The following is a 13,983-nucleotide window of genomic DNA, read 5'->3' as shown; positions in this document are numbered from 1 at the left end:
AAATAGATGGCTGATAGCTTTATCAGCTGTCGCCATTCATTTATCAATAGGATCAGCCTACGCCTATAGTGTGTATTCTAATCCAATAGCACAAACTGTAGGCTGGAAAAGTACTCAAGTTACACTTGCCTTTACTTTAGCAATCGCATTTCTTGGGATATCTGCTGCTACACTGGGGCGCTTTGTTGAAAAAAAGGGCCCCCGGACATCAGCAACCATCGCTGCTATTTTATTTAGTTTCGGACAAATTGGTGCTGGTTTTGCTGTTTGGATTCAATCCTTGCCTTTATTTCTTATTATGTATGGAGTCATTGGAGGGATTGGACTAGGACTAGGATATATCTCTCCAGTATCAACGTTAGTGAAGTGGTTCCCTGATCGAAGAGGGTTGGCTACAGGTATAGCTGTATTTGGCTTTGGGGCTGGTGCCCTAGTTACAAGTCCTGTTGCAGCAAGACTCATTGAAAGTGTTGGTGTAACAAATACATTTTACATTTTAGGTGCAACCTACCTTCTTTTAATGTTAGCTGGTGCATCCTATATTGTTCGCCCTCCTCAAGGGTGGATACCTAAAGGCATACAGAATAGCAAGGAAAAAGGACAAAATAATGTATCAGAAGATTTAGCACAACTAACGGCAAACGAAGCTATAAAAACAAAACGTTTCTGGATGCTATGGACGATGATTTTTATCAATATAAGTTCAGGGATTATGATTATATCTGTTGCCTCGCCTTTATCTCAAGAGATGATCGGGCTAAGTGTCGCGTCAGCAGCCTCGATGGTTGGTCTCATGGGAATCTTTAATGGGGGCGGAAGAATTGGCTGGTCAACTATATCCGATTATATAGGAAGATCAACTGTATTTTCGATCTTTTTCATTATCCAAATCATTGCCTTTTTAACGCTCCCAATCGTTTCAAATGTGATTCTGTTTCAAATTTTGATTTTTCTTATTATGACTACGTATGGTGGAGGGTTTGCTGCTCTGCCAGCATTTATAGGCGACATTTTCGGTACAAAGGAACTAGGAGCGATCCATGGCTATATTCTAACCGCTTGGTCTTTGGCTGGTGTGGTCGGGCCAATTACTGTTGCCTATATTTATGAAACAACTGGCAGCTATACTCCCGCTTTCTTTCTTATTACGATCATGTTATTCATAGCTTTACTCGTTTCATTTATGATACAGCTCGATATTAAGAGAATTAAAAAGCATCATAAAAATAAGTTATTAAAAGCCGTTTAACTATTGAATCAATAAAAAGGTCTACTCATCCGCACGTTTCATTCATTTTTTATATAAAAGTTGCAACACGAACGTATATTCGTGTATTATATAATAAAAATGGTGGTGGCAATGTATGTTCGATAAGGATGATGAAAAATTAGCTAATCAGTATATTTATCTGCCATTAGTAAGGAAAGTACTCGAACGAGACTTAGATTCTTTAAGAAAAGCAGAACTAAAATTCAATGAACCTTATATAGAATTCGTCGAGCAAATAATCATACAAATTGGAAGGGATTTAGGACAGGTCAAAAAAGAAATGTTTAAAAAGGGCATAAATGTTTATAGTCAAGGTAAAGTTGAAGAGATATCTGTTTATTTATTCGTTTGTAGAGGATATCGTCGGGAACTTCGATTCTTTTCTCACTTAATGAAACAGACAGTGGAGGAATACGTACGGCAATATTTTATTGGAATGAAGAAAAATGCGTGACAGTCTGTAGCTAGGTACTTATTGATAAGCCGCCTAGCTACACTCCTATTTCACTTAAATCAAATTCTCTTTTTGACATCTTCTCTTAGCGATTCGATAAGGTTGTCTGATAAATTAGCCGGCAAGGAAGTTTCATTCTCAAAAACCCACGTGTTAATAACTTCAAAGTCGGATTTATTGAACGTAATGCTATAATCTTTATTATTTTGAGAAAAAGCTGCTGTCACCGACTCTTCTCCATTAAATCCATTATCAACGATCATGTTTTTAATCTCATATGTCATCCAATTGTTATCTCCTTTCACTTCAATCATGTGTATAGATTTTGCTTTTCTTAATCGTTTATACACGATTGTTCAAGATAACAATTGTACAAATAATACTTATAAATCTTGACTGAGTCGAATCATATCTCTGCACCTAATCCCATTTTCATGAATGTTTTCGGTATAATGCCTTGTGAAAAAATCTCTATCAACACTTGTAATTCGAAACCCACATTTCTGGTATAAAGCTAGCTGGCCTATGCTTGAATTCCCAGTACCTACTTCAATGGTTTTATAACCTTCATCTCTTGCCATTTTAGTTGCATACAATACTAACTTCTTTCCTAGCCCTTTCCCATGTTCACTTTCATTAACGGCAATATTTACTAATTCAACCGTACCAGGTCTTGTTGGAAGTAAAACAAAAACACCAATGATGTACCGATCTTTCTCAGCTATGTAGCATTGTCCTCTTTGTACGTATTCCCTAACTAGTGTTTCTGAAGGGTCAGCTAATAAAAGCAACTCAATTGGAATGGGTTCCTCCTGCTTTAACGCTCGTATGTTCATGATGTCACCACCTCTTATTCCTTAATAAGTAATCCTAATGCTCTCGCAAATCCTATTGCTTGGTCTGCAGAAACTTTACAGCCTTCTAAATTTTCAAATGAGACGATTAGACTCTCAAAAGAACAACTGCTTAAATCTAATCCATTTAATGACGTGCCTGTAAAATTGGCTTGATCAATGTTACATCCGTCAATTTCAATGTTTGTAAATTTGGATTCATAAAAATCTGCATTCACAAGCGAGCACTGTTTAAACTTAACTTGCTTGCTATCTGAGTAGCCGAATGAAGCATAATTAGCCATACAGTTATCAAGGAACACATTTCGAAAGCCTGCACCTGAAAAATTGCCCCCAATAAGCTTACAATCTTTTAATTCAACTCTATGTAATATAGCATCACTAAAATCAACATTTGCTAGATCACATTTTTCAAATTTCACATCTGTTAATTCCACATTCTTTAATGTAATGTTCTCGAAAGATACATTCCGAAAAATCGTTTTTTCAAAGTAGACTTTATCTAACCTATTTGTGGTAATTGAACAATCACGTATAAATCTTAAAGCAAAGTATTGCTCATATTCTAGTTCTTCCTCTTCAATTAGAGATACCTCTTGTAAATTGCTTGGTATTTTCGGCGCTTGTAATTTGAGCATTTCTATTCGTTCCCCTTATTTCTTATTCATTGCCTTCAGGGTATTTCTCTTTCAAAAATTGTACAGATTGCTTAATTAATTCAACCAAAACAGCTGGATTTACATCCGCTACTTTATTGATATAAACACAAGCTTTTCCTGTTGTGTGCTTGCCAAAATGAGCAAGAAGCGCCTCACGCTTTTCGTCCCCAGTTGCGAAATACAAGCTTATTTTTGCTTTGCGTGGAGAAAAACCAACTAATGGTGCATCGCCTTCATGACCAGAATCGTATTTATAATGATATGAGCCAAATCCAATAATACTTGGCCCCCACATTTTTGCTTCATATCCTGTTGCTTCAGTAAATAGATCGAGTAATTGATACGCATCTTGTCTTTTTTTGACACTTTCTACTTTTTCAATAAACTCAATAACACTATTGTCAGTCTCTTTTGTCTTAAATTCATACATTCAACAACACCAACCTTTTATTTTTGGTTTTTATTTCCTGACATCCGTATTTTACCATATTAAAATCATTCATTTGAAAAGCTCTTGCTAAACGATCCAAAATATTGGATAAAAGTTACACATTAAGACACTCTAATAATAAGAGCAAACATTGAAAGGTTGGTCAGTATACTTTATCTCTATGTTTTTATATGTATTCTCCCCCTACTGCTCGGGTTAGGAATATGGGTGTTAGTACAAAAGAAAATAGGGTCTGGCTCGGATCATTTTATTGCTGCCTTTGCTGGATTAAGTGTCATATTAGGTTTGTACTTTCTATTAATTGTATTTGGATACGACCTTCTTCAACTCATTTATTAAATAAATGGATCGTTTTTCTCTCACTAACCTTTTAAGCACCAAAAAAAGTTGAGTCTAAAAACATGTTCAGACTCAACTTTCTACCGTTATTCCAAGTTCTCGGCGATCTCAAGAATAGTTTCACTTGTAAAACCATCACCACTACCAGCTAGTTCAAACAACAAACCATCCTGCTCCCAACTTAGACTGATGAAGAAACCCATATCAAGTAAGGTTGCTTCCTTTCCATTTACGGTCACTTCTTCTCCTTCGATAAAGGCCTGATCGAAAAATGGATCGTTATCTATAGGTACTATTGACAACATAAGGCCATTATCTACATCCTTCTCATAACTTAGCATGACCATCTCCATTGCTTCATCGTAAATGCTTTCGGTCAGCTCGTACCCTTCAGGTAATCCGTGTATTTCAGGAATATCATAGTCTACAATCTCTTGAATTTCTTCAACACTCATTTCTTGATATTCACCAAATAACTCGAATCCCTCTGCATCAAAATCTAAAAAGGCCGCGTCTTCTTCAACTGCACTTTCTTTCACTTCTTCAGGAATTTCGATTGGAGCCACACCATTGACATTCGTCATCTTTACATTACCACTCATATTTACTGGCATAGCAATACCAACGCCCGCTTCTTCAATAAGAAGATCCGCATTAAAAACTTGGGCTGTTTGCATGAATGTCTTTTTATCAATATGAATCTCCATATTGAAATTATTAACCTGAATCGCTTCCATCATTTCTTCCATCTGAGGATCTTCGTTGAAATCGCCCATCCCCGACTTCAAGTAATCTTCAATCAAAATGCTGTATTCATCTCCTTCACCAGAAAGAGTGAGGATATAGACATCTTCTTTTTCTTCCATTGTAAATTCTTCGCTAAACTCTAATAATTTTTGCATTTCTTCTTGATTCAGTTGATCAAAATCTTCTAAGCCCATTTCACTTGCATCAACTTTTAACCATTCGCCGAACACACTCATGTACACAGTTTCCTCAAGGGCATATGCCTCAATGTCCATCGACATTCCTGGAATGCCCATATTCATTTCTAAATACATGGCATCAGGATTATGTGTTACATCTCCTGTTAATGTCATGCTTGTTTCCATTTCCATCATGTTAATAACCATATCCATTTCTACTGAGTAACTCTCTAAGTTTTCAACAGCTTCAATTGATTTTCCAAGAACATCGGCCTGACTCAACGTCTCTGTTCCACATGCTGTCATTGCAAATAAAGAAAGTACAAGTATAATAGCTAATTTTTTCAAAACATGATTCCTCCTCTCTACTAATGCGTTGTTCACAAAAATAACAACCTACTTATCATAACATAGATTACCATTTTTTTCTTGAATTGCATGCAAGTTACTTTCCTTGATCGAATGATTATAAACTAGTTTATAACAATTCAATAAGCTGCTTACAAACTATCAATTCCTTTATAGGTCGTGTCGATAATAATATCCGATACGCTCTAACAATTGAGCTATTTTCTCTGCATCCCAAATTCTTTCTACCATTTCTCTATTTGTTACTTCCTTTATGTAGCCGTAATCTGTATCAACGACATTATACCCTTGTTTCTCTAATTGTTCTGAGGCACTTGAAGTACCTACACCTAATAATCCGGTTACAAATATAACTGTCATCATATCCTCTCCTTAACTAGGATGTTATATAGTTTTAGAGATAATGCTACGAACCATTTCTTTTCCGTTGAATTAGTAAGAAAGTTAAGCTTAATATCCCTAAGAAACTAACGAAGAACATACTAATGATCGTTATCGTCCCCGCATCTTTTAAAATTGAGACCACCTCCTTGTAAGTAATATTAGTCTATTATTAACTATGTCATGCTCACTTTCTCTAATAACTGGTCCAAATGATCAATTTCATTGACCATTTTAGTAGTCGCGTCATTTTTACGATTAATCCAAACCCCCTTCATTCCTGCTTTTTCACTTGCCATATAATCCAAATCAAAATGATCTCCTACATAAATGCAGTCGCCAATCTTTACATTTGCACGCCGGCATGCTTCTTTAAATATTTTAACATTTGGCTTCGCTGCACCGATTTCGTTAGAAGTAAATAGGTGATTAAAATAGTAGTCGATCCCTATATCATTCAGCTTTTCCTTTTGCTGACTATAATCCCCATTGCTTATGATTGCTAATGTATGACCAGCTTGTTTTAACGACTCTAGACATGGAACGACATCTTCAAAAGCTAGCCAATGATTCTTATACATAGCTACGTATTCAGAAAACAATTGATCGGCCTGCTGATCAGTTATTTCCACAAAGTCAAATGCCGCTTTGATTCGCATTCTTCGCTGTTCAGAAAAAGAAAGTTCATTATCTAAAAATTTTTGATAATACACTTTTGACAACTGCTTCCATTTTAGTAAAAACTCTTCTTCTGTTACATTCAGTTCTTTATTATGCTGCTTGTAAAAGGCAAGTGCCCCATTTCGTTCAGCTGTTTCGTGATCAAGTAGTGTTTGATCAATATCAAAAAAAATCATAGCTTTCTTCCTCCTCTCATACATCATATTCTTATTTTAATATGTATGCATAATAGAAATTGTAGAATAACGTCGATTAAAGAGAGAACAGCTAATGTTAAACATTAGCTGTTCTCTCTAATAGATACTTAGTCAAAATATGTAAGAATCAAAGCAGTTAATAGTCCTAAAGCTGACACATATCCTACAATTGGACCACCCTCTTCAAAAGCTTCCGGTAGCATCGTCGATGAGACCATCGCGAATATTCCACCTGCTGCAAAAGCACCGATTGTGGTAATAACTAATGTGGAAGCGGGGTCTATTATCGCATATCCTAATAAAGCACTAACAGAAGATAAGATCATGACCACAAACCAAAGAAATAAAATTTTTCCTTTTTTATACCCGTCTTTCTTAAAACCAATGCTACTTGATAACCCCTCTGGAAAATTACTAATAAAAATAGCAATAACAATGACCCAACTTACAGACTGACTCTTAAGTAAACTTACACCAATAATGACAGACTCAGGAATGGCATCCATAATCGTGCCAATAAAAATGGCCAGCCCTGAATGACTTGATGGATTTTCCTTTGAACGCTTTCTATCTTGTCCCCCTTTTTTGCTAATAATGAGCTCAGCAACAATAAATAATGTTGCTCCAATTAGAAAGCCGATAGAAGGATAGAGGATTCCGCCATCCCTAACTGCATCGGATAATAACTCAAAAGTCGCTGCTCCAATGAGTACACCCGTTCCAAAAGCCATAATAAAGGCTGAAACTTTATTAGGTATATCTTTATAGATCCCCAGGAGGGCACCAATTACTAAGGAAGACCCTGCTACTAATCCCCACATTGCGGCCGAAAACATAGTTACTCTCCTATTCCCTTCTTTGTTGGTATAGGATTAATGTAACCAATTTCACCATTTATTTTCTTACTTTTTAATTCACGAGAAAAACCGACTGTGTGCATAGTCGGTTTTTTCATCAGGTTATTTCGCAAATGGGACATTCAACAATTCTGGAACTGTAACAAACTCATAGCCTTCTTCTTGCAATGTCGGAATAATTTGATGAAGCGATTCAATGGTATTTGTTCGATCTCCATCCCAATCCGCGCCGTCATGCATTAAAATGATCGCACCTGGCTGTACGTTATCCAACACATTCGAAGCGATAACTTCTGGGGGGTCTTCCTGCCAATCTAATGAATCCACCGACCAGCCCATAATCAAATATTGCATTTGAGCAAGCTGGTCAACCAGTTCTTCATACAAAAAGCCATATGGCGGGCGAAACAGGCTTGTGCGATAACCAATGATGTCATTCAGAACGTCCTCGGTTCTACTTACTTCCCTTTCGAGTGTGGGGATATCAGCTTCTTTAACAAGGTTTGGATGAAAGTATGTGTGATTTCCAATGATGTGCCCTTCATTATTCATTCGTTCAACAATTTCCGGATAAGCAACAGCTCTTGATCCCATTAAAAAAAATGTAGCTGGTACATTGTATTGATTTAGTACATTTAATACATCTTCTGTATATCGTGGGTCAGGGCCATCATCAAACGTTAGAGCAATTCTATTTTGATCAGTTGGTCCCTGTAAGAAAAACGTATCTGGAAATTGTTGCTGTAAAATTGTCATATCAACAGGGACTTGACGCACTCTCTCTGGATTTTCAGGTCCTCCTCTAAGATCAGGAAAATCTTCTTTAGGTTCATCGGGTTTGTCTTTTTTCCACCAGAACTGTTGCCAAGATTCACCTGATTTTGTTTCATGAGCATTAACAGTTATCACATCCGAAATTTGAAAACAAGACACAAGCACAACAGCTAACATCAACTTTAACATTTTCTTTTTCATCTATTCATCTCCTATAAAATAGTAATACATCGTTATTTTTGATAAAAAAGGAAGTATTATTCAAACAATGCTGAAAAAATATTTTTCTGAGCGTAAATGCAAAAAAAGCTTCTCATCCGTTTTAACAACTAATGAAAAGCTTTTTTTAAAATTTTTCAAAAACAACCAGCTTTACGAGTTCACCGACTACACTATTAAGGCTGCTGAAAACCATACATGGCAACAAATATTAAAAAAAGTGAGGCAGATAAGGCTATTATATTTAATATAATAAGAGATTTTCTTATCTTGCCTTTAAGTCCGAACAAACCAAATATCAATCCTACCAATCCTAAAACGAAAGGCAAATAAATACTTATATTCAAGATATAGGCTAATATCCTATTACCCCACTGAGCCAAGCCCGCCATTAATGGCACTACGCTTAATATAAAAAAAATGATCGATAATAATGAGAATAGTCTTTTAAACAACGTCCCACCACCTTAATGATAATCAAAGATAACGCTTTTGGGTTCTCGGTCCTTTCTACCATTATAATACATTATTTTTTAATTATGGATTATGATTTCACTGACTATTTTCATAAATTTCTAGCTGTACTGTTCTTCAATTTACCTATGTGTAATTATCCTAATAAACCTGAAAAACCTTTTTATTTTATCGCTCTCCATATAGTCCACCTGTCTTTTTCAACGATGTTTCTCTCTTTTGTTATAGTGTTGACCCAATCGAGAAAAACCATTAATTCCTTATCGTTTAATTCATGTAATATACTCCTTCCTGTTCTTTCTCGTAAATCAAGGAGTAATTGATTTTTGGTAGGATAAGTCTTTCTAGTTTCCCATAACTTTATCTCTTCTATTTGTTTAAAACCAGCATCTTTTAACGATTTGATTACGGTATTACTTTTGTACCTACGCTTACTCTCTAATTCACGAAGTTTTGGATAAAGTTCAAAAAGATAGCCCCTGATATGATAGTCACTTCCTTCTAGGAAGCAATCGTCAGGCGTTCGATCTTGAACGATGTAAAAACCACCTTCACTTAACACCCTATATGCTTCGGAAACACATCGATTTAAATCGGTTAAATGATGGATCAGTGCTCTTTCAAGCACTAAATCAAAACAATTATTCGGTAATCCTGTATTTAAAGCATTTCTATTTTGAAACGTGATGTTTTGATAGTGCTTGCAGTTTTCTATTGCCCCTTCGAGTATCGTTTCTGAATAGTCTACACTCGTAACCGATTTAATTCCCATATCAGACAGAGCTTTGGAATAAATTCCGCCACCGCAACCAACATCTAATGCGTTAGATACTAATTCAATGGGCACTAGATTACTTATCAGTTCACTCCAAGACTGATCGGCAGTTCGAGCTGAATAGGAGTTTCGATTATATTCACTGTGAAAGTCAATTGCCATATCCTAACACTCCTTTAATCTCTAAATTTATGATACTTACTTGATTAATGGTTAGGAACGTAATCTTTATTCCACTCTAAAAATTCGAGTCGATTTCCAAATGGATCATTTACATACATTCTATTGGCTCCTGGTAATTGATCATCTTCCTTATACTGAATGTTATTTTTCTTTAGATGTTTTTTTAATTCTTCAATATGTTCAACCTCAAAAGCAGGATGTGCTTTCTTTGCTGGAACAAAGGGTTCTTCAATCCCAATATGAACGATGATGGGACCAAGAGCAAACCAAACTCCTCCACGTTTTTTTAATACATCAGGTTTTTCCAATTCGGTAAATCCTAATATTTCATTGAAAAATTGTCTCGCTTTCTCTTCTGAACCTTTAGGTGCGGCAAGCTGTACATGATCGATTGCTTCAAAACTAAATGACATCATCATCACTCCATTCTTTTTTCTATTTTAAGTATAGAAAAAAATGGATAATAAGGATAATATTAATTTATTATCAAATTCAATAAGAAATTATTATACTTTGGAGGTTGCTGTGAAAGTAGATGACTATAATTTACTCGTAACGATTAAAAATACTGGCACGATTAGAGGTGCGGCAAAAGAATTATTAATCTCGCAGCCCGCCATCAGTCAACGACTAAAACAAATTGAAGCTCGATGGGGAGAGAAAATTTTCCTGCGGACACATAAACACATCCTAGTTACGCCTGTTGGAGAAAAGATTATTTCATTTGCAGAGAGAGTTATGGAAGGGGAAGAAAATCTTTTAGATGCTATTTCAAAAATGAACAACGATGTCAGTGGAAGACTTTCCCTAGGAGTTTCTTCTGTCATTGGTCAGTACATATTGCCCGCGATCCTTGAAGAATATATTCATCTATATCCTAAAGTTAAAATTGAATTATATACAGGGTTAAGTCCAGATATCCGTCAATCTATATCCAACTTTCATGTCTCAATTACTCGTGGAGAAAAGGGGAACGTGGGAAAATGTGAAGAACTTTTTGAAGATCAGTTATTTTTAATTAACAAAAAGACGGTAACCAATGCGCCAACTGAACAGCTGTTAATCGAATTTCAAAGTGAGCCTACTTTTCATTCTATGGTTGATGAGTGGTTTTATCAAAACCCAGAATACAAACCTGCCAATATAATAAAAGTCGATCAAATTGAAACATGTAAACAACTTATGTCTCATGGGATTGGCATGGCTGTATTGCCTGAAATAGCTTTAAAAGATTTAGATCTCAAACTGTATACTATTCATCCACTTGTCATTGATGATCAACACCTTTTTAGACCAACATGGCTTTGTTATACCGATCTGGCAAGTGAGTTGCCACAAGTAAAAGCCTTTCTCAATGTATTAAAAAATAGGTATACGTTGTAATTTACAACACCAAACGTTTGGTGGCCCAAACGATAACATATGTTTCTAAAAACACGAATGAATAAGTAACAATGATTCATCATAACGAAAGTAAACCTATCGTACATCTTTGGAGGGCCTTTTACTTATAGCCCTCCAAAAATCATTTGAAATATATTCGTATAATTTGACTTTTCCCCTTAGTTTGAAGGCTAGCAACCATGAAAAAAGTTCTTATAGAGTTCTCAAGATCCTTTTAACGGAATGATTTCCAGTAGAATAAATTAATATTGTTCATCATGCCAATTCCAATCAGTCATTTCACCTAACTGAAAGCTACGAAATCCATTTACTTCTTGTAACCTTAATAGCTCTCTTACTGGGCCAGTTACTACTGCCCCATAAACTTGGAAGCCTTCGTGATAAAGATAATCATATCTTTCTTGAAGGTGATTCGTCACTAACAATTGTTCCGCTAAACGCTTATTTTCTTCCAACATCTGTTTCATGTTATCAAGCATAGCAAGCTTACTTTCTTCTACACTTTGCTGATCTAATACGTGAACAAGTGAACCGCTCATGAAATCATCTTCTGTTATTCTAGCTCCAGATAACCCCCATTGCTGGGCTAATGCTATTGAATTTCCCCCACTAGACCAACCCCACTCTGAGAATTTCTGCATTTCCCCCATATATAACGGCATCCAAATTACATCAAGATCATATTCAGCAAGCAAATCAAGCATTTCCTCAGGTGAGCGATAATCATCTGTAGAAAAAGCAAAGTCAGCCACTTTTCCTTCATGTACCTTCTCTAACGTTCCAAATACACCAGGAGCTTGATTTCCATCTAATGGCCGTTCATTCTTAGGGTGAAAAGGAAGGTAAAAGTTAAATCCATTATGTCCAGCCTTATAAGGATACCTTCTCTCAATCTCCATATACGTTCTAGAATTCATTATAGGCTTTGTTAAATGTAATTGAGATACAACATAATGATTTTTCCCAATCCTTCTTTCTATAGGAAACTCGATTTTTTGCGTACCCAACGGGGTAATCTCGCGGTGAGAACTTATAGCAATATCACTTGTTAATTCTGGATAAGTCCAATCAATAGCTAACTTTTGATAAAATTCAGTTTGAGGACCAATTTTACTAAAATCATAAGAAACTGTAAGAATAAATAAATAGATCCAATACAAGATTACTAAACTTACCATCACTCGAATTACTTTAAAAGGGAATTGAAGTTTAATTCTATTATTGTATTTTTTAACAATTTGCTGGGCTTTCTGCTCGTTCCATTCCATTACTATCATCCCTTTAATCGTTTTTTTCTAGTTGTTCTGAAATCTGTTTAGGAATCCCTATTACTAATTTTGGATTCTTTAGCGGATCTGAAGCCTTCTCATATAAATCTATCTTCCAACTATAACGAAAATACACTCTATAAATCTAGAAGAAAAATTAAATACTTACCTAAGGCTAGATTATTTTTCTGTTTAACTACCAGCTCATTTCCACTTAAAATGAAACTGTATTTTTAAAGGTCATGTTAGAATAATTTTTTCAAAAGACTCTTTTCTAAGTAATTTCAATATATAGTATATTGAATGGATAAATTATTTTACTTTATTTCAAATAAATTGAAACCTAGTTTGAGGCTTATGTATCTAATGAATAGATCATTATGGAAGGAGACGTATATTGAAACAGATCAATGAAGTCAAAAAAGCACAAAAAGGAAATACCATCTCCTTTGAAAAGCTGATCATTATGTATAAAGTAACCATGTATCGAGTGGCCAAGTCAATGCTCTCTCGTGACGAAGATTGTGCCGATGCCATTCAAGAGGCCATACTAAAAGCATTTCAAAGCATTCATACATTACGTGAACCTACTTATTTTAAAACTTGGTTAATACGAATCTTAATTAATGAATGTCGTCAATTAATTAGACAGAGAAAGAATTTGATCCCGTTTGAAGACTTAGTAGAACCATATTCAAACGATAAGGGTTATGAAAAAATCGAGATCGAACAAATGCTCGCTCCCTTACCAGAAGAACAAAGGCAGCTCTTAAAGCTCTTCCATATTGAGGATATTTCCGTTGTTGACTTAGCGCTTATTTATGGTGAACCTGAAAATACGATCAAAACCAAACTACGCCGAGCTAGGGAGAATATGCGTAACGTGTTAGAAAAACATGACAAGGAGGTTCCGGAATGGACAAATGGGAACAAAAATTAATAGATGACGTTAACAACTCCCTACCAAGTAATATTGATCAGCGGATTGGAGAAACTCTACAGCGACTCCCAAGGAAAAAACGCAGAGTAGCGATTTATTATAGTATCGCTGCAGTCATCGCTGTTCTATCTATCACCTTTGGCTTATCTGCTCTTTCTCCCGCCTTTGCTGAAACCATAAAAAAAATCCCTATCATCGGTTCTGCTTTTGAGTTTGTAGGTGATTTAAGTGTGAGAAAAGGAACGGAGAAAGGACTGACGACAACGCATGAAGAACAAATTGAAGTAGATGGTCACTTGATTACCTTTACAGACAGTTTCTATGACGGGGCAAGAATCCATCTTGGCTATATAATAGAACCTGCTCATGACAGTAATTTGGAAGAATTTAACTATTTAGACGTCGAATTTACGATCAATGGTCAAATGATTGGAAGTCATGGAATGGGACAAACGGAAAAAAATTAGAGAATGGACTTTATGCTGGTGCGATTAGTCTTCAATTACGA

General features: G+C 35.6%; 19 protein-coding genes. 6 read left to right on the top strand and 13 right to left on the bottom strand.

The window, feature by feature from the left end; all coding sequences use genetic code 11:
- Nucleotides 1-1,249, top strand: a 1,249-nt coding sequence (locus tag LQ50_RS12010; RefSeq protein WP_034629495.1) for an L-lactate MFS transporter, incomplete at its 5' end; no start/stop codon positions are given.
- 115 nt (nt 1,250-1,364) lie between these two features.
- Nucleotides 1,365-1,724 (top strand): YhjD family protein, encoded by a 360-nt coding sequence (locus LQ50_RS12005; protein WP_034629493.1) that lies wholly within the window; start codon nt 1,365-1,367, stop codon nt 1,722-1,724.
- Nucleotides 1,725-1,783: 59 nt separating this feature from the next.
- On the opposite strand, the gene LQ50_RS12000 is transcribed toward LQ50_RS12005, so the two are convergent.
- From LQ50_RS12000 to LQ50_RS11985, 4 genes are all read right to left on the bottom strand, one after another.
- On the bottom strand, nt 1,784-2,008 hold the full coding sequence (locus LQ50_RS12000; protein ID WP_034629492.1) for a hypothetical protein: 225 nt from the start codon (nt 2,006-2,008) through the stop codon (nt 1,784-1,786).
- A 99-nt stretch (nt 2,009-2,107) separates the two neighbouring features.
- Entirely contained in the window at nt 2,108-2,560 is a 453-nt protein-coding gene (locus tag LQ50_RS11995) for a GNAT family N-acetyltransferase (protein WP_034629489.1), read from the bottom strand.
- 14 nt (nt 2,561-2,574) lie between these two features.
- Entirely contained in the window at nt 2,575-3,216 is a 642-nt protein-coding gene (locus tag LQ50_RS11990) for a pentapeptide repeat-containing protein (protein WP_052144722.1), read from the bottom strand.
- A gap of 22 nt (nt 3,217-3,238) precedes the next feature.
- Entirely contained in the window at nt 3,239-3,667 is a 429-nt protein-coding gene (locus LQ50_RS11985; protein WP_034629485.1) for a DUF1801 domain-containing protein, read from the bottom strand.
- 228 nt (nt 3,668-3,895) lie between these two features.
- On the opposite strand from LQ50_RS11985, the gene LQ50_RS26275 reads away from it, so the two are divergent.
- Nucleotides 3,896-4,027 carry a hypothetical protein gene (locus tag LQ50_RS26275; protein WP_272913721.1) on the top strand — a complete coding sequence of 44 codons (132 nt, stop codon included), beginning with the start codon at nt 3,896-3,898 and terminating at the stop codon, nt 4,025-4,027.
- 86 nt (nt 4,028-4,113) lie between these two features.
- Here LQ50_RS26275 and LQ50_RS11980 read toward each other — a convergent pair whose 3' ends face one another.
- The 8 genes from LQ50_RS11980 to LQ50_RS11945 all read right to left on the bottom strand — a co-directional run bounded on the left by LQ50_RS11980 (nt 4,114) and on the right by LQ50_RS11945 (nt 10,276).
- Nucleotides 4,114-5,301 (bottom strand): DUF4367 domain-containing protein, encoded by a 1,188-nt coding sequence (locus tag LQ50_RS11980; RefSeq protein ID WP_034629483.1) that lies wholly within the window; start codon nt 5,299-5,301, stop codon nt 4,114-4,116.
- A gap of 171 nt (nt 5,302-5,472) precedes the next feature.
- Nucleotides 5,473-5,682, bottom strand: a complete 210-nt coding sequence (locus LQ50_RS11975) for a hypothetical protein (RefSeq protein WP_034629482.1) — start codon at nt 5,680-5,682, stop codon at nt 5,473-5,475.
- Nucleotides 5,683-5,879: 197 nt separating this feature from the next.
- A complete protein-coding gene (locus tag LQ50_RS11970; protein WP_034629479.1) occupies nt 5,880-6,560 on the bottom strand; it encodes an HAD family hydrolase in 681 nt (226 codons plus the stop codon).
- Nucleotides 6,561-6,688: 128 nt separating this feature from the next.
- Complete coding sequence (locus LQ50_RS11965; protein WP_034629476.1) at nt 6,689-7,417, bottom strand: ZIP family metal transporter; 729 nt, start codon at nt 7,415-7,417, stop codon at nt 6,689-6,691.
- Nucleotides 7,418-7,540: 123 nt separating this feature from the next.
- Nucleotides 7,541-8,413: a polysaccharide deacetylase family protein gene (locus LQ50_RS11960; RefSeq protein ID WP_034629474.1), complete on the bottom strand. Its 873-nt coding sequence runs from the start codon at nt 8,411-8,413 to the stop codon at nt 7,541-7,543.
- 194 nt (nt 8,414-8,607) lie between these two features.
- Nucleotides 8,608-8,886, bottom strand: coding sequence for a hypothetical protein (locus LQ50_RS11955; protein ID WP_034629472.1), 279 nt, complete (start codon nt 8,884-8,886; stop codon nt 8,608-8,610).
- Nucleotides 8,887-9,068: 182 nt separating this feature from the next.
- On the bottom strand, nt 9,069-9,842 hold the full coding sequence (locus LQ50_RS11950) for a class I SAM-dependent methyltransferase (RefSeq protein ID WP_034629471.1): 774 nt from the start codon (nt 9,840-9,842) through the stop codon (nt 9,069-9,071).
- Nucleotides 9,843-9,886: 44 nt separating this feature from the next.
- Nucleotides 9,887-10,276 (bottom strand): VOC family protein, encoded by a 390-nt coding sequence (locus tag LQ50_RS11945; protein ID WP_034629468.1) that lies wholly within the window; start codon nt 10,274-10,276, stop codon nt 9,887-9,889.
- Nucleotides 10,277-10,388: 112 nt separating this feature from the next.
- Here LQ50_RS11945 and LQ50_RS11940 point away from each other — a divergent pair, with 112 nt between their 5' ends.
- Nucleotides 10,389-11,246: a LysR family transcriptional regulator gene (locus tag LQ50_RS11940; protein ID WP_034629466.1), complete on the top strand. Its 858-nt coding sequence runs from the start codon at nt 10,389-10,391 to the stop codon at nt 11,244-11,246.
- 263 nt (nt 11,247-11,509) lie between these two features.
- Here LQ50_RS11940 and LQ50_RS11935 read toward each other — a convergent pair whose 3' ends face one another.
- Nucleotides 11,510-12,535, bottom strand: a complete 1,026-nt coding sequence (locus LQ50_RS11935) for an anti sigma factor C-terminal domain-containing protein (protein ID WP_052144721.1) — start codon at nt 12,533-12,535, stop codon at nt 11,510-11,512.
- Nucleotides 12,536-12,932: 397 nt separating this feature from the next.
- On the opposite strand from LQ50_RS11935, the gene LQ50_RS11930 reads away from it, so the two are divergent.
- Together LQ50_RS11930 and LQ50_RS11925 are read left to right on the top strand one after the other, a co-directional pair.
- The gene (locus LQ50_RS11930; protein ID WP_034629462.1) at nt 12,933-13,475 is read left to right on the top strand and encodes a sigma-70 family RNA polymerase sigma factor; all 543 of its coding nucleotides are present in this window, start codon (nt 12,933-12,935) and stop codon (nt 13,473-13,475) included.
- Nucleotides 13,451-13,942, top strand: a complete 492-nt coding sequence (locus LQ50_RS11925; RefSeq protein WP_034629460.1) for a DUF4179 domain-containing protein — start codon at nt 13,451-13,453, stop codon at nt 13,940-13,942. The genes LQ50_RS11930 and LQ50_RS11925 overlap by 25 nt, the downstream gene beginning before the upstream one ends.
- Nucleotides 13,943-13,983 lie beyond the last annotated feature (41 nt).

The organism is Halalkalibacter okhensis (assembly GCF_000787375.1).
Lineage (GTDB): Bacteria > Bacillota > Bacilli > Bacillales > Bacillaceae_D > Halalkalibacter > Halalkalibacter okhensis.
Note: the sequence above shows the minus strand (reverse complement) of the source record. Positions and strands in the feature narration are given on the sequence as shown.